A 21,930-nucleotide genomic window follows, 5' to 3' on the forward strand; every position below is an offset into this window, starting at 1 on the left:
TGCTGCGTCTGTCGTGGCGTCAGACCGGAGAGGGCATTGCGCTGGCGTCAGGCGTTGCGCACCACGACTGGGCATTCGCTGGCCGGCCCGAACCGCTGCCGAGCCCGACGGATGTGGTGTTCATGGATGGCCCGGAGGGTCTGGCCCGTCGCCAGCGCCACGTCGCCCGCATCCGCCACGTAGCGGACAAGGCCGATGATGCCAATGCACCGACCGGCGCCCAGGCCATCGCGCGCGGTATCGCGCCGTTTAACGCCGACGACTATGACCTCGCCTTCCAGGTCTTCATGGGCAGCGGCAACCTGAACGACGCCATGCGCGTGGCCGAGGCCGCCGTGCGCCAGCGTCCCGACCTGAAGATCTGGACCGAGCGCGCTGCCCAGGTGGCCGAGTGGAACCGTCAGCCGATGGTTGCATTGAACTACTGGCTGTCGTACGCCCAATCCACCGGCGACGATGCGGCCTGGCAGCATGTGCTGCGTCTGGCCCCCGCACTCAACGAAGATCACGCCTATCTGGCTGGCCTGCGCTACCAGGCCAGCCGCCAGCCCGGCGACATGAAGCTGCTCGACCAGATCATTGCAGCGTATGAGCGGTTGGGCGAGCCCGTGGAAGGGCTGGCGTACCTGAACAGCATTGCGCGCGGTGCGCACCGGCAGGCGGTACTGGAGCGCTATGCCAACCTGGCCGAGCGGGCCGGCAAGGACGATCAGGCCTACGACACGTACGTGCGCCTGCAGAAGGAATTCGGCCCCAATGCGCAATACGCGCTCAAGCTGGCGAACATCCTGTATGTGCGCGGGCAGTTCGAGCAGGCGCTCACTGCCATGCAGGCCGCAGAGAAGGCCGCTTCGCCCACGGACGATCTTTACTGGCGCACCTTCGCCCAGCTTGCCCGGCTGAACCAGCGCGATGATCTGTCACGCGAGGCGTATCGCCAACTGCTGATTGGAGGCAAAGCAGAGCCGGACGATCTCACCACGATGATCGACTTCTACGACGCCAGTCCCATCGACGCCGGCCGCTTGTCTGAACTCGCCTTCCGCAAGGACGGCACGATGGTCCACCTGCAGCAGGCCATCTACTACTACACGCGAGCGCGCGCCTTCCGCCGCATCGAGGGGCTGCTCGCCTCGCTCACGCCGGAGCAGCGCAAGGCCGCCGAGCAATCCGCCGGTGTGCTGGGCGCGCGTGCCGAGTACTTCCGCCAGAGCGGCCAATGGGATGCGGCCATGCGTGATTTGCGCCGCGCCGTCTCGTTGCCCGATGCCGGCAGCGATGTGAAGGCCGCCTTCCTGTGGGGTCTGCTCGACTCCGGCCAGAATGCCGAACTCAAACGCGCCCTGGCCCTGTGGCGCGGCGAGGCCGAGAACGATTCCGCCTATTGGGGCGCGTACGCAGCGGCCGGCCTGCAATTGTTTGACGCCAACCTCGCGCTGCGCTTCCTGGGCCGCCAGGGCAAGTCGATGCAGACCGATCCGCTTTGGCTGCTGGCGTATGCCGATGCGCGCGAGATGGCCGGTCAGGCCGATGCCGCCTGGGCCCTGCGCCGCGAGGCGTGGTGGCTGCTATGGCGTGCAGAAGACACGGCCGGTGGCGACAAGAACAAGGCGCCCGCAGGCCGGCGTGTCGGTACGCGCGTGACAGTGGGCAACAGTGGGGATAGCGATGCCGTGCCGCTTGAAGAGGATGCCCGCACTGAACTGCGTGCCCGGCGCGTCTCGCTGGCCCAAACGTTCGGGTCCGGCGATTTATCGCAGCGTTTGCTGATCGAGTTGCTGCGTGATGATCGCCGTGCCACGAAGCAGGCACGCGAGGGCGGTCGGTCGGCCATGGACAAGTCCGAGTTGGGCGATATCGACATGCTACCGCCCGAGCCGCCGGAACCTCCGGCTGACAAGCGCAAGCAGGCCCGCGTGAGCGATCAACTCGTTTCCGCGGTGGCCAAGGAGGCCGCGCTGGGTTGGGCGTTGTCGCAGGAAGCAAACGACCTGGCGCGCGCGTGGCTGCTGCAGCAATACACCCGCCGCATGACGCGTCCGGCCTATGCCGAGATCTCCATCGCCCTGGCCGAGCGCGACCTGCAGACGCTCAACCGTCTGCTGGACGACACGCCCGACCGCATCCCGCTCTACAACCGCATCGACGCCAACGTGATGACGGATCGCCTGGGTGAAGCGCAGCGGCTGTCGTTCGAAGGCCTGACCACCGCACCCGATGACGAGCAGCTTCACGAGCGCGTGCAGGAAACGCTGCTGACCAACGCCCAGGCATTGGAGCCGCGCGAGACCTGGTTCAAACAGGCGCCGCTCACGTATTTCGAGACCAGCGCTGCAGCCGGCATGCGCCTGACCGACCACACCAGCATGTTGCTGCGCGCCACCCAGCGGAACCAGCGCTCGACCGACGACACCCAGCTCACCGGCGTGCCCGCGCAGGACCGCAGCGTCGACTGGATCTCGCAGTACCAGACGCAGAACACGCAGTGGAAGGGCACGGTGGGCTGGCGCCAGGGGCTGGCATCGTTCTACGCATTCCGGCTGGATGGCCTGCTAGGGCAGGTCGGGCCGTTGGGTACCGAGTTGTCGATCGGTCGCAACCAGCCCGCCAACGAAACGCCGCAACTGCGTGTGGGCGGTGTGAAGGATCTGTTCTCCATCGGCAACAACTGGCGCCTGACGCAGAACGAATACGTGCGCGCTCGCGTGGAAGGCGACCGCTTCTATGGGCAGGATCGCTCCTTCCTGGGCAGCGGCATGGTGTTCGACGGCGAGATCGGCCACCGCTTCCGGGTGGAATATCCTGACTACACCATCCGCGTGGTGGGTACGGTGGCGCGCTACAACGCATCGGGCACGGTCAGCCCTCTGATGGCACGCCTGCTGCCGGGCGACGCTACGCCGGACGTCAACCAGATCATGCCGCGCTCGTTTGCACAGTTCGGCATGCTGTTTGGCTTCGGCACGGACTATCTGGACCGCTACACCCGCGCCTGGCGGCCGTTCATGGATGTCGGCATGCTGCACGACAACCGCGAAGGGTGGGGCGTGCAGGCCCAGCTTGGGGTGGCGGGCAGTGTGTTCGGCAACGACCATCTTGCGCTGTACATCGAACACCAATCGATCACGCGGTCGGGCACATCACCGCTGACGGAAATCGGCTTGCGCTACCGCTGGCTTTACTGACACGCAAGCAACGAATACGACGAACAAGTAGAAACGGGGAAACACCAGCATGAAGAACAACGGAAGCATCCAGGAGAAAGCGATGACACCCTTGCTCGACAAGATGAAAGCCGGCCGCCGCCGCTGGCTGGCCACCGCCGCGGGCGTCGGCATGGCGCTTGCGCTGTCCGCGTGTGCCGTGGTCGACAGCGGCCGTGCACCGGCCACCAGCGCGTCTGACGCATGGGTCGTGCTGCCCATCGTCAACTACACCGAAACCCCGCAGGCCGGGCTGCGTGCCGAGGCCATCGCCACCAGCATCCTGAAGGCGCGCGGTTTTACCAATCTCAAGCAGTATCCGGCCAACCTGAACAGCGAATCGCTGTTCGAACCGGCCGAGCGCGAGGCCGTGGCCCGCGCGCTGGATTGGGCGCGCGGCGAAAAGGCGCGCTATGCCTTGACCGGCGCCGTGGATGAGTGGCGCTACAAGGTGGGCGTGGATGGCGAACCCGCCGTCGGCATCACGCTGCAAGTGATCGACGTGCAGAGCGGCAACGTGATCTGGAGCGCCGCCGGCAGCCGCACCGGCTGGAGCCGCGACGCCGTCTCGGCGGTGGCGCAGAAGCTGCTGCGCGAGTTGCTCTCGCCGCTGGGCCGAGGCTGATGAAAACCGAAGCGGCACAGCGCACGCAGCAGGGCGCGCAGACCGCCGCCGCGGAGGCGCGTGGGCGTGATCGCCGGCGCAATGCGCAGGGCATCGGCGCATCGTCGTGGTACGGGCGCCTGATCGCGCCGGCCGTGTCGAGCCCCAGTGCGGTGCTGGAAACGCTGGGCGCCACGGTTGTCGCTATCGGCATCGTCTGGCTGTTTGTGCCGGACAATCCGCTGCTGCTCGGCTACGGCTTTCCGTGGATCTGGCTGGTGCCGCTCATCCTGGCGCTGCGCTACGGTACGCTGCTGGGCGCGGCTGCCGCACTGGTGGTGCTGGGTGCATGGTGGCTGTTCTACGGGCAGGCCGCTGCGGCCGGCGCCTTCCCCCGCATGTACTTTCTGGGCGGGCTGATGCTGGTGCTGGTCGGCGGGCAGTTTGGCGACATCTGGGGCGCGCGTCTGTCGCGGGCGCGCACCGTCAACGGTTACCTGAACGACCGCCTGGCGGCGCTGACCAAGAACCACTTCCTGCTGCGGCTTTCACACGAGCGGCTGGAAAATGATCTGCTGGCCAAGCCGACCACGCTGCGCGACACCCTCACACAACTGCGCAACCTGGCACTGGCTGCGCGCGAGCACAGCGACGGTACCAACCAGCCCGACGTGGCACAACTGCCGGGTGCCGTGCAGTTCCTGCAGTGGACGGCGCAGGCTTGCCAACTGGAAGTGGCCGCCATGGTGCGTGTGACGGGCAACCAGGTCGACACCGAACCAGTGGCCCGTGTAGGCACACCGTTCGACATCGTTGCCGACGACCCGCTGATCCGCCATTGCATCGACACCCATACACTCGGTCACCCGCAGGCGCCCGAGTTGCGCCATGAAGATAGCTCGCGCTATGTCGCCTGTGCGCCGGTGTTGTCGGGTGCCGACGAGTTGATCGGCATCGTGGTCGTGCAGCAGATGCCGTTCCTGTCGCTGTCGTACGAGAACCTGCAGTTCCTGCTGGTGCTGCTCGGTTATTACGCCGATGGCGTACGGCACCTCACCGTCAGCTCCGAGATTCTCGACCTCGTACCCGATGCGCCGTACGACTTTGCGCTTGACCTCGGCCGTCTGGCGCGCCTGCATCGCGATACCGGCATCGACTCGTCGGTGGTGGCGCTCATCTTTGACCAGGACGAGGCCAGCGACGCGCTGTTCGAACAGGTGGCGCGCAGCCGCCGTGCGCTGGACGTGGTCTGGCAGGCACGCGGCAAGGCACGTCGTGCCATCGTCACGCTGATGCCGCTGTCGGGCGCGGGTGCCGTGTCGGCCTACCTTGTGCGCATTGAAGACAGCCTGCGCGCGCAGTTCGGTGTCGATTTCGAGCAGTCGCACATTGGCGTCCAGACGCTGCACGTGACGGGCGAGCACCCTGGTGAGGCGCTGGTGCGTTTCATTGCACGCTGCCACCTCGACGGCTGAAGCGAGGGCACGCGACCATGTTCAAGCTCACGCTCGGCGGTATCTCGGCTCAGATTGCAGCGGTGGTGATGGTGCTGCACGCCGGCAACAGCCTGGCGCTGCTGCTGTCGTGCCTGCTGCTGCAAGGGACCGCCGCCGCGCTGATCGGGCTGGCTGCCTGGCGCCTGCTGCCGCGCCGCTATCGCGTGCCGTTCGTCTGGACGTATGGCTACCTCGTCGCCCTGTGCTTCTTCGTGCCGGTGGCGGGGTGTCTGCTGGTGCTGGGCAGTCTGCTGCTCGGCAAGTTGTTCCCCAAGCCGGAGGGCGACAAGGACATCGCCGACGTGGGCTTGCCGGTGTTTGTCGCGCATTTGATTTCGCGCGTGACGCACGGCGGCGGGGCGCGGCTGCGCGCCCAGCTCAGCAACGAGCGCGCGCCGGTACAGAGCCGCATGACCGCGCTGGTGGCCATGCAGTCGATGCCGACCCGCACAGCCAGCCCCGTGCTGCGCGACCTGTTGGCCGATCCGGTGGATGACATCCGCCTGCTGGCTTACGGCATGCTCGACAACGCCGAGAAGGTGTTGATGCAGAAGATCCTGGCCGAGTTGCCACGCCTGGAAGAGGCCACCACGCCTGAAGCACGCTACGACATCAACAAGCGCCTGGCCGACCTGTACTGGGAGCTGATCTACCAGAACCTCGTGCAAGGCGATGTGTACCGCTACACCGCTGAACAGGTGGAGCGCTACGCCAGCGCCGCGCTGGACATCCAGCCTGACAACGCGGCGCTGTGGTACATGCGCGGCCGGCTGGCCCTGTCGCGCCGCGAGCCCGATGTCGCCGAAGCGCACCTGCGCGAAGCCGAGCGGTTCGGCTTTCCGCGTGACCGCCTGCTGCCGCCGCTGGCCGAAGCCTGCTACCTGCGCCGCGACTACGCCGGCGCGCGCACCGCGCTGGCGCAATTCTCCAACCGCTCGCCGCTGCCATTGCTGCGTCCGCTGCTGCGCTACTGGACATCATGAGCGATCGAGATTCATTTCCACGCGCCCAGTCCGCTGACGTCGCGCTGCTGCTCGAAGGGACGTTTCCCTACGTGAGCGGCGGGGTGTCGAGCTGGGTCAACCAGATGATCCGGGCGTTTCCGGACATCCGCTTTGCCGTCGTCTTCATCGGCAGCCGCCGCGAGGACTACGGCAAGCCCGTCTACGCCATTCCCGACAACGTGGTGCACCTGGAATGCCACTACCTGTACGACTTTCCCGCGCCGCCCCTGGTACAGGCCAGCGGCGGTGATCCAGCCGCTTTCGAGCGCTCGCGCAAGTTGCACGAAGCACTGCGCAACCCCGCGCACAAGGAAGAAACGGCCGACCTGATTCGCGCGTCGATTGCCGACCTGCGTGACGACGGCCCCCTGGCCGAGGAGCAGTTCCTCTACAGCCACCGCGCCTGGGACATGATGACGGACTACTACCGGCGCTACTGCACGGACCCGTCGTTCACGGACTACTTCTGGACCGTGCGCATCATGCACAAGCCGTTGTGGCAACTGGTGCGCATTGCCGAAAACCTGATCCCGGTGAACGTGTTCCACACCATCTCGACCGGCTATGCGGGCTTTCTGGGTGCGCTGTTGCGCTACCGGCGCGGGCGTCCGCTGCTGGTGTCCGAGCACGGTATCTACACCAAGGAACGCAAGATCGACTTGTTCCAAAGTCAGTGGATTCGCGACAACCGCAGCATTTTCGAGAAGGACATCGCACAGATCAGCTACTTCCGCGACCTGTGGGTGCGCTTTTTCGAAACCATGGGCCGTGTCTGCTATGACGCCGCCGAAGAGATCACCGCGCTGTACGAGGGCAACCGGCTGCGGCAGGTGATCGACGGTGCGCCGGCAGAGAAGACGCGCAGCATCCCCAACGGCATCAACCTGCCGCGCCTGGCCGCACTGCGCGACAAGCGCCCGGCCAGCGTGCCGCGCGTGATGTGCCTGATTGGCCGGGTGGTGCCGATCAAGGACGTGAAGACCTTCATCCGCGCCATGCTCACCGTCACGCGCGAGATGCCCGACGCCGAAGGCTGGATTGCTGGGCCGGAAGATGAAGACCCGGAATACGCGCAGGAATGCCACAGCCTGGCCGAGAGCCTGGGCCTGGGGGACCGCATCAAGTTTCTTGGCTTCCAGAAGATCGACGACATCCTGCCCAAGGTGGGCGTGCTGGTGCTGAGTTCCATCAGTGAGGCGCTGCCGTTGGTGGTGCTGGAAGGGTTTGCCGCGGGTGTGCCGTCGGTCACCACCGACGTGGGTTCGTGCCGCCAGTTGCTGTTCGGCCTGGAAGGCGAAGATGCCGCGCTGGGTGCCGCCGGCGCCGTGGTGCGCATTGCCGACCCGGCCGCGCTGGCTACCGAAGTGTTGACGCTGCTACGCGATGAATCGCGCTGGCATGAAGCGCAGGCCGCCGGCATCGCCCGCGTGGAGCGCTACTACACGCAGGAGATGATGGTCGGTGCCTACCGTGAGCTGTACGATCGCCTGCGCGCGCTGCCCGACCTGACCACAGAGGCAGGGGCCAGGACCGCAGCCGCGGCCTGCCCGCATCATGCTCACCCGAATCCCAAGCAGGGAGCACGCTGATGGCCGGCATCGGGTTCGAGCTACGCAAGATGCTCAAGCGCGACAGCCTCCTCGGGCTGCTGCGCGCCTACACCTATGCCGGCATCATCAGCTCCGGGCCGTGGATTCTCTCCATCGTCGGGATTCTGCTGATCGGTATCCTGAGCTTGCCGTTTGTGATTCCCGGCTCGCTCATCACGCAGTTCCAGGTGTCGGTCACCTACCTGATTGCGGTGAGCCTGATCTTGACCGGGCCGCTGCAGCTCGCCTTTACGCGCTTCACGTCAGACCGCCTGTTCGAGAAGCGCGACGACCTTGTTCTGCCCAACTACCACGCCGTGTCGCTGGTGATGACGCTGGTGGCGGGCGGCTTGGGGCTCATCGTCGTGCTATTCGCGTTTCCGCAGCAGTCGGCCATTTATCGGGTGCTGATGCTGGCGGGCTTTGTGGTCATGGCCAACATCTGGATCGCGGTGATCTTCCTGTCGGGCATGAAGCAGTACAAAGCGATCGTGTGGATCTTCCTGATCGGCTACACGCTCACGGTGCTGCTGGCGCTGCTGTTCAACCGCGTTGGGCTGGAGGGGTTGCTGCTGGGCTTCGTGCTGGGGCAGTTGTGCCTGCTGATCGGCATGGCGGGGCTGATCTACCGCAACTTCAGCGGACGCCGCTTCCTGTCGTTCGAGGTGTTCGACAAGCGGTTTGCGTATCCGTCGTTGATGCTGATCGGGCTGCTGTACAACCTCGGCATCTGGCTCGACAAGTTCATGTTCTGGTATGCACCGGGCACCGGGCAGCAGGTGATCGGGCCGTTGCATGCGTCGGTCATCTACGACATTCCGGTGTTCCTGGCGTACCTGGGGATCATCCCCGGCATGGCTGTGTTCCTGGTGCGGATCGAGACGGACTTTGTAGAGTATTACGACGCGTTCTACGACGCCGTGCGGGGCGGGGCGTCACTGGAGCACATCGAAGACATGCGCAACACGATGGTGCAGACCATTCGCGCGGGTCTGTACGAGATCGTGAAGATTCAGGCGATGGCGGCGCTGGTGCTGTTTGCCGTGGGGGCTTCCGTGCTGCGGGTGCTGCAGATTTCCGAGTTGTATCTGCCACTGCTGTATGTCGACACCATTGCTGCGAGCTTGCAGGTGGTGTTTCTGGGTGTGCTGAATATTTTCTTCTACCTGGACCGGCGGCGTGTGGTGCTGGGGCTGACGGCTGCGTTTGTGGTGCTCAACGGTGTGCTGACGTGGATCACGTTACAACTGGGGCCGGCCTGGTACGGGTATGGGTTTGCGGTGTCGCTACTGCTGGTGGTGATGGCGAGTCTGGTGATTCTGGATCGGAAACTGGATCGGTTGGAGTACGAGACGTTTATGTTGCAGTAGTTGCCATCGCGAAGGTTCTGGCCTAGATGAATCCGTGCGACGGCGTCTCATACGGTGCGAGCTTGGGCGCCTTAGTGGGCAGGGGCCCCAAGCTCGGGCAGTCGTCACCACATATAACCAATCACACTTCCGGTGAAGCACATTACGAGCGTACGTGGGTGGCAACCCGTTTTCACTATCAAGATTGTGGCGAGCAGTCCCGCAGGATCGGACTGCCCACGATCAGCCCGCCACCGGTGCAGGTCCACTTCACCTTCGCGCCCTTCGAGAGTTGCGCTGCCAATTGCTCATGTTCTTTGCCCAATTGTGCATGCACGGGCATGAATTCGTTAGCCGTCGAAAGCTTTACGACGATCTTGTCCATGAAATCTTTGTCGATGCTCTGGACCGAGCCACTAACGAGGAGCGCTTTACCCTTGTATTTCTGATCCGCTGCTACCTCGTTTGCATTGTAGGCCTTGAACAGTTCGCTAGCGGTTACCGCCAGCGCCGGCTCGGTTGGCTTCACTTCAGCCGTTTCGTTGCCGCTTGAGGACGCGTTTGAGGTCGAGCTGGAACTGGGAGAGCCAGCCTCCTTCTTCTCGCCAACAAACATACCAATAACAATCAGCGCAAAGATAATGCCTAGCAGCCACTTGAAAATCTTCTTCACGACACTCTCCATTTTTCCCATTGTGGGGTTGTAGAAACGAATCTTCTTCGCATTTTTGCGCGGGTACGGTTTCAGGCTGCTATGTGCAAGGGGCGGTTATAGAATCACTGTGTCTAGCCAATGCACAACCGTCATTCTTTCGTGCTCTCCAAATGCAACGGCTAGTTGTGGCGAATTCTCCGCCCGCGTGTAGCGATAATATATCGAGATTATGTATCGAAAAATTGCGCGTCGAGCCGGCAGAGTATGAAATATCAACTGACACCCCTCCAAAGAAGGGGGTGAGCGGGCTATCTACATTGGGGGGACGGTTCAAACCAACATTGGTTTTGACAGATTGTTCATCTATAGCCCCACAACATCCCCCCTAACAACTCCGCATTTGCGCAATACCCTCGCGCATCCTTAAGCTGCTGACAACATTTCCCCAAGTCGCAGCTTCTTCATGCAAATCGCAGTAGTCGGCGCCGGCATTATCGGCATCAGCACGGCAGTCGCGCTGGCCCAGGAAGGTCATCAGGTCACGTTGATCGAACGCCACCCGGGCCCGGGCGAGGGCACCAGCTACGCCAACGGCGGCCAGCTTAGCTACAGCTATGTGGCGCCGCTGGCCGGCCCCGGCGTGCTTTCTCACGTACCGGGCTGGCTGCTGCGCAGCGATTCGCCGCTGCGCTTGAAGCCCACGCTGGACCCAGCACTGCTGCGCTGGGGGCTGCGTTTCATCGCGGCCTGCAACCGCGAGCGCGCTGACCGCACTACGCGCGAACTGCTTGCGCTGTCGTTCTACAGTCGCGCCTGCATGGAAACCTTGCGCGAAGCATCGCCCGAGCTGGCTTTCAGCTTTGCCCGACGCGGCAAGCTGGTGGTGCACCGTGATGCCGCAGCATTCGAGTCCGCGCGCGCCCAGGTCGGCTACCAGGCCACGCTGGGCTGCGAGCAGCACGCGCTGTCCGCCGCCGAGACCATTGCCCACGAACCCGCACTCGATGGGGTGCGCGACCAGATCGTCGGTGCGATCTATACGCCAGATGAAGACGTGGCCGACTGCCATCAACTCTGCGTCGGCTTGTTCAACCGGCTGCGCGAGATGCCCAACGTGACGCTGCGCTTCAATACCGGCGTCAGCGCGTTGTGGACGGAGGGCCGTCGCGTGCGCGGCTTGAAGCTGGCCAATGGCGAGCAGTTCGCTGCGGATGCGGTGGTGATGGCGGCAGGCGTGACCAGCGCCAAGCTGCTCGGCCCGCTGGGCATCGACCCCGGGCTGTATCCGCTCAAGGGCTACAGCATCAGCCTACCGCTGGGCGAAGGCGATGTTGCGCCGCGCATCAGCGTGACGGACGCGGCGCGCAAGATCGTCTATGCCCGCATCGGGCAAACGCTGCGCGTGGCCGGCATGGCCGATCTGGTCGGTTGGTCGACCACGCTCGATACCCGCCGCGTGCAGACCTTGTACGACGAAACCCGCGCGCTGTTTCCCGGCGCCATGCGTGCCAATGACGCGGGTGCCGATGCCGCGCCGTGGGCGGGCATGCGCCCGGCAACGCCGACCGGTGTGCCGGTGGTCGGTACTTCGCCGGTGGAGGGTCTGTGGCTGAATGTTGGCCACGGGGCGCTGGGCTTTACGCTGGCGCTTGGCAGCGCCTGCCTGCTGACTGACATGATTGCGGGGCGCAAGCCAGCAATTTCTCCAGTACCGTATGCGCTGGCTGCTTGATCCAAGGACAAGAGATTCAAAAGACCGAACGTGCAAGCTGATGGCTTGCGCCAATTGGTAACCAAAGAAGTCTGGAGCGAACACACCCAAAGGAGGGGAAGCATGAAAACGCTGCATCCGATCAATTCGACCAAACGCATCCTGTGCGGACTGACGCTGGCTGCGGCCGGTGCCCTGGCTGTGCTGTCCACTGGTGCGCAGGCGCAGTCGAACGACACGCTGGCGAAGATCAAGCAATCGGGCGTGATTTCCGTCGGCTATCGTGAGTCGTCGATTCCGTTCTCGTACCAGGCCGATGCCAACACCATCACCGGTTACTCGCAGGAGATTTCCAACCTGATCGTTGCCGGTGTGGAGAAGAAGCTGGGCGTATCCAAGCTGCAGGTCAAGCTCACGCCGATCACCTCGCAAAACCGCATCTCGCTGCTGCAGAACGGCACGATCGACTTCGAGTGCGGCTCGACCACCAACAACCTTGATCGCCAGAAGCAGGTCGCGTTTTCGAACAATATCTTCATCTACGGCATGCTGATGCTGGTGAAGAAGGATTCGGGCATCAAGGACTTCCCCGACCTGAAGGGCAAGACCGTGGTGACCACCGCGGGCACGACGGAAGACCGCATCCTGCAGAAGATGAACGGTGAAGCGAAGGATGCCGACAAGATGAACCTGATCCTCGCCAAGGATCACGGCCAGGCATTCCTGACGCTGGAGTCGGGCCGAGCCGTCGCCTTCGTGATGGATGAGCCGCTGTTGTATGGCGAACGCACCAAGGCCAAGAACCAGAACGACTGGGTGGTGGTCGGCACGCCGCTGCAGACCGAGACCTACGCGTGCATGATGCGCAAGGACGATCCGGCGTTCAAGAAGGTGGCCGATGACGTGATTGCCGACCTGATGAAATCGGGCAAGGCCAATGACCTGTACAAGAAGTGGTTCCTGTCGCCGATTCCGCCGAAGGGCCTGAACCTGAACTACCCGATGACGGCTGGGATGAAGGATCTGTACGCGCACCCGAACGACAAGGCGATTCAATAAATTCGCTGGCTGTACAAACGGAAACGGGGGACATCGTCCCCCGTTTTTTATTGCGCAATGCCTGGGCTCACGCGGGTTGGGCCCACGGCGAGCGGATGTCCGCAAGGAAGCGCTGCGCACGTGGATGCTGTGGGCGTAAGAAGAAGTCTTCCGGCTTGGCGCGCTCCAGCACCTGGCCCTGGTCCATGAAGATCACGCGGTCGGCCACTTCGCGTGCAAAGCCCATTTCATGTGTCACGCAGACCATGGTCATGCCGTCGCGGGCGAGGTCCTTCATCACCAGCAGCACTTCGTTCACCATCTCCGGGTCCAGCGCCGAGGTGGGCTCGTCGAACAGCATCACCGGCGGCTTCATCGCCAGTGCACGGGCAATTGCCACGCGTTGTTGCTGGCCGCCCGAGAGCTCGCCAGGGTAGGCGTTGGCCTTGTGCGGCAGGCCCACGCGTTCGAGCAGGCGCATCGCAAAGTCGCGCGCTTCCTGCGGCGGCATGCGCTTGAGCTGCACCGGTGCCAGCGTGCAGTTCTGCATGACCGTCAGGTGCGGAAACAGGTTGAATTGCTGGAACACGAAGCCGATGCCACTGCGCAGGACATTCACGTTGACGCCGTGTGCATGCACGTCCTGCCCGTTGACGATGATGCGGCCTTTCTGGATCGCTTCCAGCCGGTTCAGCGTGCGGATCAGTGTTGACTTGCCCGAGCCCGACGGCCCGCACACCACCACGACCTCGCCCTGGGCGACGGTTTCATTGATGTCGACGAGGGCGTGATACTCGCCGTACCACTTGTCGACCTGTTCGATCGTAATCATGTTCATGGTTTGGAAGGGGCTTGCGCTGCAAGGCGCCGCTCCAGGAAGAACGCCACGCGGGTCAGGCTGAAGCACATCACAAAATAGCTGATCGCCAGCAGGCCGTAGACCTCGGCAGACTTGACCATGACGGCCGTGCTGATCTGGCCCGCCACGAACGACACCTCGGGCAGGCTGATGATGTAGCCGAGCGAGGTCTCCTTGATGGTGGAGACGAGTTGGTTGACGAGCGACGGCAGCATGTTGCGCAGCGCCTGGGGCAGGATCACGCGGCGCATCGCCTGCATATACGACAGGCCCAGCGAGCGGGCGGATTCCATTTGCCCGCGCGGCAGGGCCTGGATCCCCGCGCGTACGATCTCCGCCAGATAGGCGCCGTCAAAGATAACCAGCGCGGTCAGCATGGTGCTGAACTGATCGGTGCGCTGGCCAGTGATGGTGGGCAGCAGGAAGTACGCCCAGAAGATCACCATCAGCAGCGGTGTGCCGCGCACCACGTAGACAAGCGCAGTGGCCGGCCAGCGCAGCACGGCAAACGGGCTCACGCGGCATAGGCCCAGCACGATACCCACCGGCAGCGCCAGGACCAGCCCGGCCGATGCCAACAGGAACGTCAGCGCCAGACCGCCCAGCGGGCCGTTCGGATACTGGCCGATCAGGTAGTAAACGCCGTAGGTTTGAATGAGTTCGAGCATGGCTACGACGTCCTAAAGCGTACGAACGGGGTAGCGATGCTGATACCAGGCCGAGAACACCGTGATCGCAATCGAAATGGTCAGATAGGCCGCCGTGGCAAACGCAAACGCCTCAAAGCCGCGGAAGGTGGCGGACTCCACCTGCTGTGCCTGGTACATCAGCTCAGCCACGCCGATCACCATGGCGATGCTGGAGTTCTTCCACAGGCTCAACGTTTGGCTGACCAGCGGTGGTACGGTCACGCGCAGCGATTGCGGCAGCACCACGAGCCGCATCGCCTGAAGGAACGAGAGGCCGAGCGCGCGGCTGGCTTCCAGCTGCTCCTTCGGGATCGAGCGGATCCCGCTGCGGATGTCCTCCGCCATATAGGCGGCCGTGTAGAGCACCAGCGCAATGACGGCGCTCGTGGCCTCGTAGTTCAGGCTGTAGAGCCAGTCCTTGATGAACTGCGGCAGGATCTGCGGCGCGCCGAAATACCAGAACAGCATGTGCGCAAGCAGTGGCACATTGCGGATGGCTTCAACGTAGGTCTGGCCGATGGCGCGCAACGGTGCAGCCGGCGCCAGGCGGAGCAGCGCCACCACGATCGCAAGCGGCAACGCCAGCACGAAGGCCAGCAGCGACAGCTTGATCGACAGGAAGAACCCGCTGACAAGCCACTGGTGATACTGCCCCGAGAGCAGCATCGACAAATCAAATTGGGGCATGGAGTTTCATGCCGCCCGGAGCGGTGTCCGGGCGGCCCGACGTGTCATTAATCGATCTTGTCGGTGGAAATCTTGAAAGTGCGCTGCGGGAAGGCCATCTTCGTGGTTGGGCCGAACCACTTGTCGAACAGCTTCTGCGCGTCGCCGCTTTTTTCCATGCCGAGCAGCACGTCGTCAACCTGCTTCTTGAAGGCCGGCTCGCCCTTGCGGATACCCAGGGCGATGTGCTCGGTCGACAGGTTCTGCGGGAGGATCGCGTAGTCCTTGGCCACCGGGCCCATCTTGGCCATGTTGCCGATCAGCGTGGTCTCGTCGTTGACGTAGGCGGCGCCCTTGCCTTGCTGCAGGGCCAGCAGCGCCTGCGGGCTGTTGTCGAACGAAACCACATCGGCGTTCTTGATGGCCTTGGCGATGTTGGCTTCCATGGTGGAGCCCTTGACCGTCAGGAGCTTCTTGCCGTCCAGCTGGGCAAGCGACGTGATGCCGCTGTCTTTCTTGACCATGGCCTTCTGGCCAGTGATGAAGGTCGACACCGAGAAGTCGATCTGCGCCTCGCGCTCCTTGTTGTGCGTGAGCGAGGCGGCCAGCAGATCCACGCGGCCTTGCTGCAGTTCGGGCAGGCGCGCGGCCACGGCCAACTGCTTGAGCACGGGCTTCACGCCGATGCTCTTGGCCACGGCGTTGCACATGTCGACGTCGTAGCCGACGATCTCGCGGCTCATCGGGTCTTTCAGGTAGCTGAACGGCTCGTCGGTACCAAGCACACCGCAAACGAGTTCGCCCTTCTTCTTGATGTCGGCGAGTTGGTCGGCATGGACGGTCGTGGCGACCAGGGTGGCAGCGGCCAGGATGGCCGCACCGGTAACTTGTGTCAGACGCCGGCTTGTTTTCATCGGATTTCCTCCTTGACGACTTGGGTGGGTGGCAGTGCGTGAATCAAGATCGACCGCGAGCATACAGGCGTGCGATGGGCTTGGCTGCTCGCTATCCGGCTAACCATATGACGGCAGTGCAAGCCGCCCAACTATAGACCATGACGACTGGCGCAATCGTAGGCTGGCAAACGGATTGCGGCGGGTTTTCGGGTGGTCTGGAGCGCTGGCTGCGGTGGCTCAAACGCAGGCGCTGCGCCACTGTTAAGCCTGAAAACCCGCGATGAGGGCGCGAAGAGCTTGATGCACGGCGTGCCTGTTATGGAAAGAAGACATGGGCTGCCATTAATGACATGGCAGCCAACCCGGCTCCATCGGGGGATTCCCGGTGCCGCGCGCTGGTTTTACAAAGCGCCGCAGATGGCTTCGTTGATGGGCACGTCGCCGACCATCTCATGGTCGTTGCCGCGATAGCGGTAGACCAGGCTCAGGCCCAGGCGCGTCAGGATGCGCACGTCACCGTTGTTGCAGATGTTCTTTTGCAGGATCGGCACGAAGTTCAGACGGAAACCCTGCGAAGCAGCTGAGTGCGCCGCGTAGTTGGTCAGCGTGATGAGGAAGACGAGGTTCTTCTTCTGCGCCAGCGTGCATTGCACGAGCGCGGTCTCGCGGTCGAGCGGGATGGGGGTGAAACGGTTGATTTCCGTGCAGGCCTGGGTGAGCGCCCGGTCGGTATTGCGGGCCGGGCCGGTGAGGGCAGGCACGCCGGCTGCAGCGGTGCTGCGGCCGGTGGCGGCGCCGACCAGCATGCGTGCCAGCGGAGTCAACTCCTGCAGGGCAGCCGCTGCGGCCAAGGACTGCGATTGTGCCCACATGGGGCAGGCCAGCAACGGCAGGGCAATCGCCAGGGTGCGCGCAACGCTCGCCCGACCGCTCGTCTGAGGGCAGCGCTGGCGGTCTTTCACATCCAGACCGATCCGAATGGCGGCGTGTTGAGTCACAGACATCCTCTTTGCCCACGGAGCCACAATTTTATTGAAAAAAACGCCGGGATGCGAGGCGCCTAATGCACCCAATCGCACGCAACTTGTCTGCGATCAGGTCCGCACCCGCACCATTGCCGAGATGCGCTCGGCCGCTTCTTGCAACGGTTCGAGAAACTGTTTGGTCATCTGCTTGGCTGACGTACGGTTGGCCTGCCCGCTGATGTTCATGGCAGCGATGATATCGCCCGCCCGATTGCGGATCGGTGCTGACAGCGAGATCAGCCCTTCCTCCAACTCCTGGTCGACCAGCGCCCAGCCCTGTTGACGCACACCGGCAATGACATCCTTCAATGCATCGACTTCGGTGACGGTGCGCTGCGTGCGCGCGCGGCGGTCGGATTCGCGCAGCACGATGTCAAGCCGATCTTCCGGCAGGCCGGACAGCAGCACGCGCCCCATCGACGTACAGAACGCCGGCAGGCGGCTGCCGACCGCCAGGTTCAGCGCGATGATCTTTTGCGTGGGCACGCGCAGCACGTAGACGATTTCCGTGCCGTCGAGCACCGAGGCGGAGCAGCTCTCGTGCACCGTCTGCACCAGTTCCTCCATCACCGGCTCGGCGAGGTTCCAGAACGGCATCGAGGTGAGATAGGCGAAACCCAGGTCGAGAATCTTGGGCGTGAGCCGGAACAGGCGCCCTTCAAAGCTGACGTAGCCCAGGCTCACCAGCGTGAGCAGGATGCGACGGGCGCCTGCGCGTGTGAGGCCGGTTGCTTCGGCAACCTCGGACAGCGTCTGCTCGGGCCGCTCTGCACTGAATGCGCGGATGACGGACAACCCGCGTGCAAAGGATTGCACGTAGGAATCGCTGGGTTTTTCGGCAGGAAGTTCGGCGGCGGACATGCAGGGATGCGAAAGCGAAGTACTGGCCTCAAGACTACTGACATTCCAAGGGTTTCGCTACTCGAACGCTTGATCGCCATGCGTACGCCTTGACATGGACTGGAGCGCAGGCGTAGATTAGTTCTTGGATCGAACGTGAGTTCGTATACCGAACAAAAAGAGGGCTGGGCCGGATAGCAAAGGCCCGCGTCGATTCAGTCGTCAATCAGGAGACTCGCAGGCCGCGCCTTTGCGGCCCGGCCATTTGCGTGACGGGTGGCCCGCGATGCTTCGAGCGGCGCCAGGCGATCAAAATGCGTGGCGCCCCTGCCGGAGAATGCATGTGATCAACAAGATTTGTCCGTCTGTAGAGGCCGCGCTGGCCGATATTCCTGACGGTGCCACCATCATGATCGGCGGGTTTGGTACCGCTGGCATGCCTGCTGCGCTGATCGACGGGCTGATCGCCCACGGCGCACGCGATCTCACCATCATCAACAACAACGCCGGCAACGGCGAGACGGGCCTTGCCGCGCTGCTCAAGGCGCGCCGCGTGCGCAAGATCGTCTGCTCGTTCCCGCGCCAGGCTGATTCTTACGTGTTCGACGCGCTCTACCGCGCCGGCGAGATCGAGCTGGAACTGGTGCCGCAAGGCAATCTGGCCGAGCGCATCCGCGCTGCAGGTGCCGGTATCGGCGGCTTCTTCTGCCCGACCGCGTACGGCACGCAACTGGCAGAGGGCAAGGAGACGCGCATCATTGACGGCAGGCCGTACGTGTTCGAGTTGCCGCTGACTGCCGACTACGCGCTCATCAAGGCGTTGCGGGCGGACCGCTGGGGCAATCTCGTCTACCGCAAGACCGCGCGCAACTTCGGCCCGGTGATGGCCATGGCGGCCAAATGCACCATTGCGCAAGTCAGCGAGACAGTGGAGCTGGGCGAGTTGGACCCGGAACACATCGTCACGCCGGGCATCTTCGTCAAGCGTGTCGTCCAACTCGGCAGCGCTGCACAAGCCAAGGAGGCCGCATGAGCGCCGAAGCAACCACCCAATTCAAGCGCTGGACACGCGATCAGATCGCCACCCGCGTGGCGCGTGATATTCCTGATGGTTCCATCGTCAACCTCGGTATTGGCCTGCCCACGCTGGTGGCCAACCAGTTGCCTTCCGATCGCGAAATCATCCTGCATACCGAAAACGGCTTGCTCGGCATGGGCCCGGCACCCGCACCCGGCGACGAGGATGAAGACCTTATCAATGCGGGCAAGCAGCCCGTCACCATCCAGCCTGGCGCGTCGTTCTTCCATCACGCCGATTCGTTTGCCATGATGCGAGGCGGCCATCTTGACTACTGCGTGCTCGGCGGCTTCCAGGTGTCGGCCACGGGCGATTTGGCCAACTGGCACACCGGTGCGCCGGACGCGATTCCGGCCGTGGGCGGGGCGATGGATCTGGCCATCGGCGCCAAGCGGGTCTTTGTGATGATGGAACACCAGACCAAGCAGGGCGACAGCAAGATCGTGCAGTCGTGCACGTACCCGCTGACGGGCGTCGGCTGTGTCGATACCATCTACACCGACCTTGCCGTGATCGATATCACGCCTGAGGGGCTGGTGGTGCGTGAGATGGCCGACGGCCTCGATTTCGATACGCTGCAGACGCTGACGGCCGCGCCGCTGCGCCGCGCATAACAATGTAGTTGCTGGAGACAAACCATCATGACCGAAGCCTTTATCTGCGACGCCATCCGCACCCCCATCGGCCGCTACGGCGGCAGCCTGTCCGCCGTGCGTGCGGATGACCTGGGCGCTGTGCCGCTCAAGGCGCTGATGGCGCGCAACCCTCAGGTCGACTGGTCGGCCATCGACGACGTGATTTTCGGCTGCGCCAACCAGGCCGGTGAAGACAATCGCAACGTGGCGCGCATGTCGTCGCTGCTGGCCGGGCTGCCTGACAGCGTGCCGGGTTCGACCATCAACCGCCTGTGCGGCTCGGGCATGGATGCCACCGGCACAGCCGCACGCGCCATCCGCGCCGGTGAGACCTCGCTGATGATCGCCGGCGGCGTGGAGAGCATGAGCCGCGCGCCGTTCGTGATGGGCAAGGCCGCCAGCGCTTTCTCGCGCGATGCTGCCATCTATGACACGACCATCGGCTGGCGCTTCATCAACCCGCTGATGAAGGCGCAGTACGGCGTCGACTCGATGCCCGAGACCGCCGAGAATGTCGCCACCGATTACAACGTCAACCGCGAAGACCAGGACCGCTTTGCGCTACGCAGCCAAGCCAACGCGGCGCGTGCGCAGGAAGACGGCACGCTCGCGCAGGAAATTACCGCGGTGACGATTCCGCAGAAGAAGGGCGACGCCATTGTCGTGAGCCGCGACGAGCATCCGCGTGCAACCACCATGGAAGCGCTGGCCAAGCTCAAGGGCGTGGTGCGCCCGGACGGCACGGTCACCGCCGGCAATGCTTCGGGTGTAAACGACGGCGCTTGCGCGCTGCTGCTCGCCAATGAGGAATCGGCCAAGCGCTTTGGCTTGACACCGCGTGCGCGCATCGTCGGCATGGCCACCGCGGGTGTGCCGCCGCGCGTGATGGGTATTGGCCCGGCGCCGGCTTCGCAGAAGCTGCTCAAGCAACTGGGTCTGACGATCGACCAGATGGACGTGATCGAGCTGAACGAGGCGTTTGCCGCGCAAGGCTTGGCGGTTACGCGCCAACTCGGCCTGCGGGATGACGACCCGCGCGTCAACCCGAATGGTGGCGCCATCGCGCTGGGTCATCCGCTCGGCATGAGCGGTGCGCGTCTGGTAACCACGGCGATGTACCAGTTGCATCGCACCGGCGGCCGCTATGCGCTGTGCACGATGTGCATTGGCGTGGGCCAGGGCATTGCGCTGGTGATCGAACGCATTTGATCCGGCCATGACCAGCGGATTGTTCGACCGCGCGTTCTCCACGCCGGCCATGCTGGCGGTGTGGTCCGACGGGGCTATCGTGCGCGCGATGCTCGAGGTGGAGGCGGCGCTGGCGCGGGCCGAAGGTGCGGTCGGTGTGATTCCGGTGGAAGCCGTCGCGCCGATTTGCGCGGTATGTGCCAAGGCGAAGCTTGACCTGGAAGCACTGGGCGACGCCGCTGCAAGCGCGGGCAACCTGGCGATCCCGCTGGTCAAGCAATTGACCGCTGCCGTTGCGCAACATGATGAGAATGCCGCGCGTTACGTGCATTGGGGTGCGACTAGCCAGGACATCATCGACACCGGGTTGATGCTGCAGTGGAAGCAATCCGTCGAGCTGATCGATGCGGATCTGCAGAAGCTGGCCGATGGATTGGCCGCGCTGGCACAGCGCCATCGCAATACGCCGATGGTGGCGCGCACATGGTTGCAGCAAGCCTTGCCGACGACGTTTGGGCGCAAGGTCGCCGGTTGGCTGGAAGCGGTACATCGTGCGCAGGATCGCTTTGCGGCGCTGCGTACGCATGTGCCGGTGCTGCAGTTCGGTGGCGCGGCGGGCACGCTTGCCAGTCTGGGGGAGCACGGCCGTGCTGTGGCACAGGCACTGGCGCATGAACTCGATTTGCCGCTGTCCGCGCTGTCGTGGCATGGCGAGCAGGATCGTGTTGCCGACATCGGCGCGACGCTCGCATTGCTGACCGGCACACTCGGCCACTTCGCGCGCGATCTCTCGTTGATGATGCAGACCGAGGTGGGCGAAGTCGCAGAGCCGTCAGGCGCAGGGAAGGGGGGCTCTTCCACCATGCCGCATAAGCGCAATCCGGTTGGGTGCGCGGCGGTATTGGCGGCGGCCACGCGCATGCCCGGATTGGCGAGCACCTTGTTGTCTGCGCTGCCGCAGGAGCACGAACGTGCGCTCGGCGGCTGGCAGGCGCAGTGGGCGACGCTGCGCGAGATGGCATGCCTGGCTGCAGGCGCGCTCGACCGCATGCGCGAGGTCATCGAAGGTTTGCATGTCGACGCGGCACGCATGCGCGCCAACCTGGGGCTGACGCATGGCCTGATTCTCGGTGAAGCCGTGATGCTGGCCCTCGGTGCAGACCTGGGCCGTCTGCAAGCACACCACGTGGTGGAAGCCGCCAGCCGCAGGGCCGTGCAAGACAATCGAACGCTGCGCGATGTACTGGCCGAAGCCCCCGACGTGCTGCGCATCTGGGGCAGCGCCACACCCCAACGGCTCGACGCGCTGCTCGATCCCACGCATTACCTTGGCGATGCGGGTGCCGCCGTCGACCGCGTGCTGGCCGAGCACGCTCGCCGCCACCCCTGATACGACATCTACGGA

The 21,930-nt window shown here is 63.9% G+C and carries 19 protein-coding genes; 12 read left to right on the forward strand and 7 right to left on the reverse strand.

The window, feature by feature from the left end; genetic code table 11:
- The 6 genes from JHD73_RS10175 to pelG all read left to right on the forward strand — a co-directional run.
- Positions 1–3,185: tetratricopeptide repeat protein (locus tag JHD73_RS10175; protein WP_199030170.1), on the forward strand; the 3,185-nt coding region annotated here is incomplete at its 5' end.
- A gap of 82 nt (positions 3,186–3,267) precedes the next feature.
- Positions 3,268–3,828, forward strand: a complete 561-nt coding sequence (locus JHD73_RS10180; protein WP_199030206.1) for a penicillin-binding protein activator LpoB — start codon at positions 3,268–3,270, stop codon at positions 3,826–3,828.
- Complete coding sequence (locus JHD73_RS10185; protein ID WP_199030171.1) at positions 3,828–5,282, forward strand: PelD GGDEF domain-containing protein; 1,455 nt, start codon at positions 3,828–3,830, stop codon at positions 5,280–5,282. The genes JHD73_RS10180 and JHD73_RS10185 overlap by 1 nt, the downstream gene beginning before the upstream one ends.
- Before the next feature lie 17 nt (positions 5,283–5,299).
- On the forward strand, positions 5,300–6,286 hold the full coding sequence (locus JHD73_RS10190; RefSeq protein ID WP_199030172.1) for a lipopolysaccharide assembly protein LapB: 987 nt from the start codon (positions 5,300–5,302) through the stop codon (positions 6,284–6,286).
- Entirely contained in the window at positions 6,283–7,896 is a 1,614-nt protein-coding gene (pelF, locus tag JHD73_RS10195) for a GT4 family glycosyltransferase PelF (RefSeq protein WP_199030173.1), read from the forward strand. Before JHD73_RS10190 ends, pelF begins: the two co-directional genes overlap by 4 nt.
- The gene (gene pelG / locus JHD73_RS10200) at positions 7,896–9,266 is read left to right on the forward strand and encodes an exopolysaccharide Pel transporter PelG (RefSeq protein ID WP_199030174.1); all 1,371 of its coding nucleotides are present in this window, start codon (positions 7,896–7,898) and stop codon (positions 9,264–9,266) included. The genes pelF and pelG overlap by 1 nt, the downstream gene beginning before the upstream one ends.
- A gap of 178 nt (positions 9,267–9,444) precedes the next feature.
- Here pelG and JHD73_RS10205 read toward each other — a convergent pair whose 3' ends face one another.
- Positions 9,445–9,918: a hypothetical protein gene (locus JHD73_RS10205; protein ID WP_368735530.1), complete on the reverse strand. Its 474-nt coding sequence runs from the start codon at positions 9,916–9,918 to the stop codon at positions 9,445–9,447.
- A 445-nt stretch (positions 9,919–10,363) separates the two neighbouring features.
- On the opposite strand from JHD73_RS10205, the gene JHD73_RS10210 reads away from it, so the two are divergent.
- Together JHD73_RS10210 and JHD73_RS10215 are read left to right on the forward strand one after the other, a co-directional pair.
- On the forward strand, positions 10,364–11,632 hold the full coding sequence (locus JHD73_RS10210) for a D-amino acid dehydrogenase (protein ID WP_199030175.1): 1,269 nt from the start codon (positions 10,364–10,366) through the stop codon (positions 11,630–11,632).
- A gap of 102 nt (positions 11,633–11,734) precedes the next feature.
- Positions 11,735–12,670, forward strand: coding sequence for a glutamate/aspartate ABC transporter substrate-binding protein (locus tag JHD73_RS10215; RefSeq protein WP_199030176.1), 936 nt, complete (start codon positions 11,735–11,737; stop codon positions 12,668–12,670).
- A 67-nt stretch (positions 12,671–12,737) separates the two neighbouring features.
- Here JHD73_RS10215 and JHD73_RS10220 read toward each other — a convergent pair whose 3' ends face one another.
- The 6 genes from JHD73_RS10220 to JHD73_RS10245 form a co-directional block, all read right to left on the reverse strand.
- Entirely contained in the window at positions 12,738–13,487 is a 750-nt protein-coding gene (locus JHD73_RS10220) for an amino acid ABC transporter ATP-binding protein (RefSeq protein WP_269848271.1), read from the reverse strand.
- Positions 13,484–14,176, reverse strand: a complete 693-nt coding sequence (locus JHD73_RS10225) for an amino acid ABC transporter permease (RefSeq protein WP_199030178.1) — start codon at positions 14,174–14,176, stop codon at positions 13,484–13,486. Before JHD73_RS10225 ends, JHD73_RS10220 begins: the two co-directional genes overlap by 4 nt.
- A gap of 12 nt (positions 14,177–14,188) precedes the next feature.
- A complete protein-coding gene (locus tag JHD73_RS10230) occupies positions 14,189–14,884 on the reverse strand; it encodes an amino acid ABC transporter permease (RefSeq protein WP_199030179.1) in 696 nt (231 codons plus the stop codon).
- Between the two features lie 47 nt (positions 14,885–14,931).
- Positions 14,932–15,777 carry an ABC transporter substrate-binding protein gene (locus JHD73_RS10235; RefSeq protein WP_199030180.1) on the reverse strand — a complete coding sequence of 282 codons (846 nt, stop codon included), beginning with the start codon at positions 15,775–15,777 and terminating at the stop codon, positions 14,932–14,934.
- 383 nt (positions 15,778–16,160) lie between these two features.
- Positions 16,161–16,763, reverse strand: coding sequence for a hypothetical protein (locus JHD73_RS10240; RefSeq protein ID WP_199030181.1), 603 nt, complete (start codon positions 16,761–16,763; stop codon positions 16,161–16,163).
- A gap of 90 nt (positions 16,764–16,853) precedes the next feature.
- Positions 16,854–17,645, reverse strand: coding sequence for an IclR family transcriptional regulator (locus JHD73_RS10245; protein WP_199030182.1), 792 nt, complete (start codon positions 17,643–17,645; stop codon positions 16,854–16,856).
- A gap of 322 nt (positions 17,646–17,967) precedes the next feature.
- Between JHD73_RS10245 and JHD73_RS10250 the strand changes: the two genes are divergently transcribed.
- Genes JHD73_RS10250 through JHD73_RS10265 form a run of 4 tightly spaced genes read left to right on the forward strand, consistent with a single transcriptional unit; the run spans position 17,968 to position 21,915 of the window.
- A complete protein-coding gene (locus JHD73_RS10250; protein WP_199030183.1) occupies positions 17,968–18,657 on the forward strand; it encodes a 3-oxoacid CoA-transferase subunit A in 690 nt (229 codons plus the stop codon).
- Positions 18,654–19,316, forward strand: a complete 663-nt coding sequence (locus JHD73_RS10255) for a CoA transferase subunit B (RefSeq protein WP_199030184.1) — start codon at positions 18,654–18,656, stop codon at positions 19,314–19,316. The genes JHD73_RS10250 and JHD73_RS10255 overlap by 4 nt, the downstream gene beginning before the upstream one ends.
- Positions 19,317–19,343: 27 nt before the next feature.
- Positions 19,344–20,546 (forward strand): 3-oxoadipyl-CoA thiolase, encoded by a 1,203-nt coding sequence (gene pcaF / locus JHD73_RS10260; protein ID WP_199030185.1) that lies wholly within the window; start codon positions 19,344–19,346, stop codon positions 20,544–20,546.
- A 7-nt stretch (positions 20,547–20,553) separates the two neighbouring features.
- Positions 20,554–21,915, forward strand: a complete 1,362-nt coding sequence (locus tag JHD73_RS10265; protein WP_199030186.1) for a 3-carboxy-cis,cis-muconate cycloisomerase — start codon at positions 20,554–20,556, stop codon at positions 21,913–21,915.
- Positions 21,916–21,930 lie beyond the last annotated feature (15 nt).

This window comes from Ralstonia sp. ASV6 (genome assembly GCF_016429285.1).
Lineage (GTDB): Bacteria > Pseudomonadota > Gammaproteobacteria > Burkholderiales > Burkholderiaceae > Ralstonia > Ralstonia flaminis.

Excerpts from the sequence above, each read along its gene's own strand:
- JHD73_RS10180 (WP_199030206.1), top strand. The coding sequence starts at position 3,268 with ATGACACCCTTGCTCGACAAGATGAAAGCCGGCCGCCGCCGCTGGCTG.
- JHD73_RS10185 (WP_199030171.1), top strand. The coding sequence starts at position 3,828 with ATGAAAACCGAAGCGGCACAGCGCACGCAGCAGGGCGCGCAGACCGCC.
- JHD73_RS10190 (WP_199030172.1), top strand. The coding sequence starts at position 5,300 with ATGTTCAAGCTCACGCTCGGCGGTATCTCGGCTCAGATTGCAGCGGTG.
- pelF (WP_199030173.1), top strand. The coding sequence starts at position 6,283 with ATGAGCGATCGAGATTCATTTCCACGCGCCCAGTCCGCTGACGTCGCG.
- pelG (WP_199030174.1), top strand. The coding sequence starts at position 7,896 with ATGGCCGGCATCGGGTTCGAGCTACGCAAGATGCTCAAGCGCGACAGC.
- JHD73_RS10210 (WP_199030175.1), top strand. The coding sequence starts at position 10,364 with ATGCAAATCGCAGTAGTCGGCGCCGGCATTATCGGCATCAGCACGGCA.
- JHD73_RS10215 (WP_199030176.1), top strand. The coding sequence starts at position 11,735 with ATGAAAACGCTGCATCCGATCAATTCGACCAAACGCATCCTGTGCGGA.
- JHD73_RS10220 (WP_269848271.1), bottom strand. The coding sequence starts at position 13,487 with ATGAACATGATTACGATCGAACAGGTCGACAAGTGGTACGGCGAGTAT.
- JHD73_RS10225 (WP_199030178.1), bottom strand. The coding sequence starts at position 14,176 with ATGCTCGAACTCATTCAAACCTACGGCGTTTACTACCTGATCGGCCAG.
- JHD73_RS10230 (WP_199030179.1), bottom strand. The coding sequence starts at position 14,884 with ATGCCCCAATTTGATTTGTCGATGCTGCTCTCGGGGCAGTATCACCAG.
- JHD73_RS10235 (WP_199030180.1), bottom strand. The coding sequence starts at position 15,777 with ATGAAAACAAGCCGGCGTCTGACACAAGTTACCGGTGCGGCCATCCTG.
- JHD73_RS10240 (WP_199030181.1), bottom strand. The coding sequence starts at position 16,763 with ATGTCTGTGACTCAACACGCCGCCATTCGGATCGGTCTGGATGTGAAA.
- JHD73_RS10245 (WP_199030182.1), bottom strand. The coding sequence starts at position 17,645 with ATGTCCGCCGCCGAACTTCCTGCCGAAAAACCCAGCGATTCCTACGTG.
- JHD73_RS10255 (WP_199030184.1), top strand. The coding sequence starts at position 18,654 with ATGAGCGCCGAAGCAACCACCCAATTCAAGCGCTGGACACGCGATCAG.
- pcaF (WP_199030185.1), top strand. The coding sequence starts at position 19,344 with ATGACCGAAGCCTTTATCTGCGACGCCATCCGCACCCCCATCGGCCGC.
- JHD73_RS10265 (WP_199030186.1), top strand. The coding sequence starts at position 20,554 with ATGACCAGCGGATTGTTCGACCGCGCGTTCTCCACGCCGGCCATGCTG.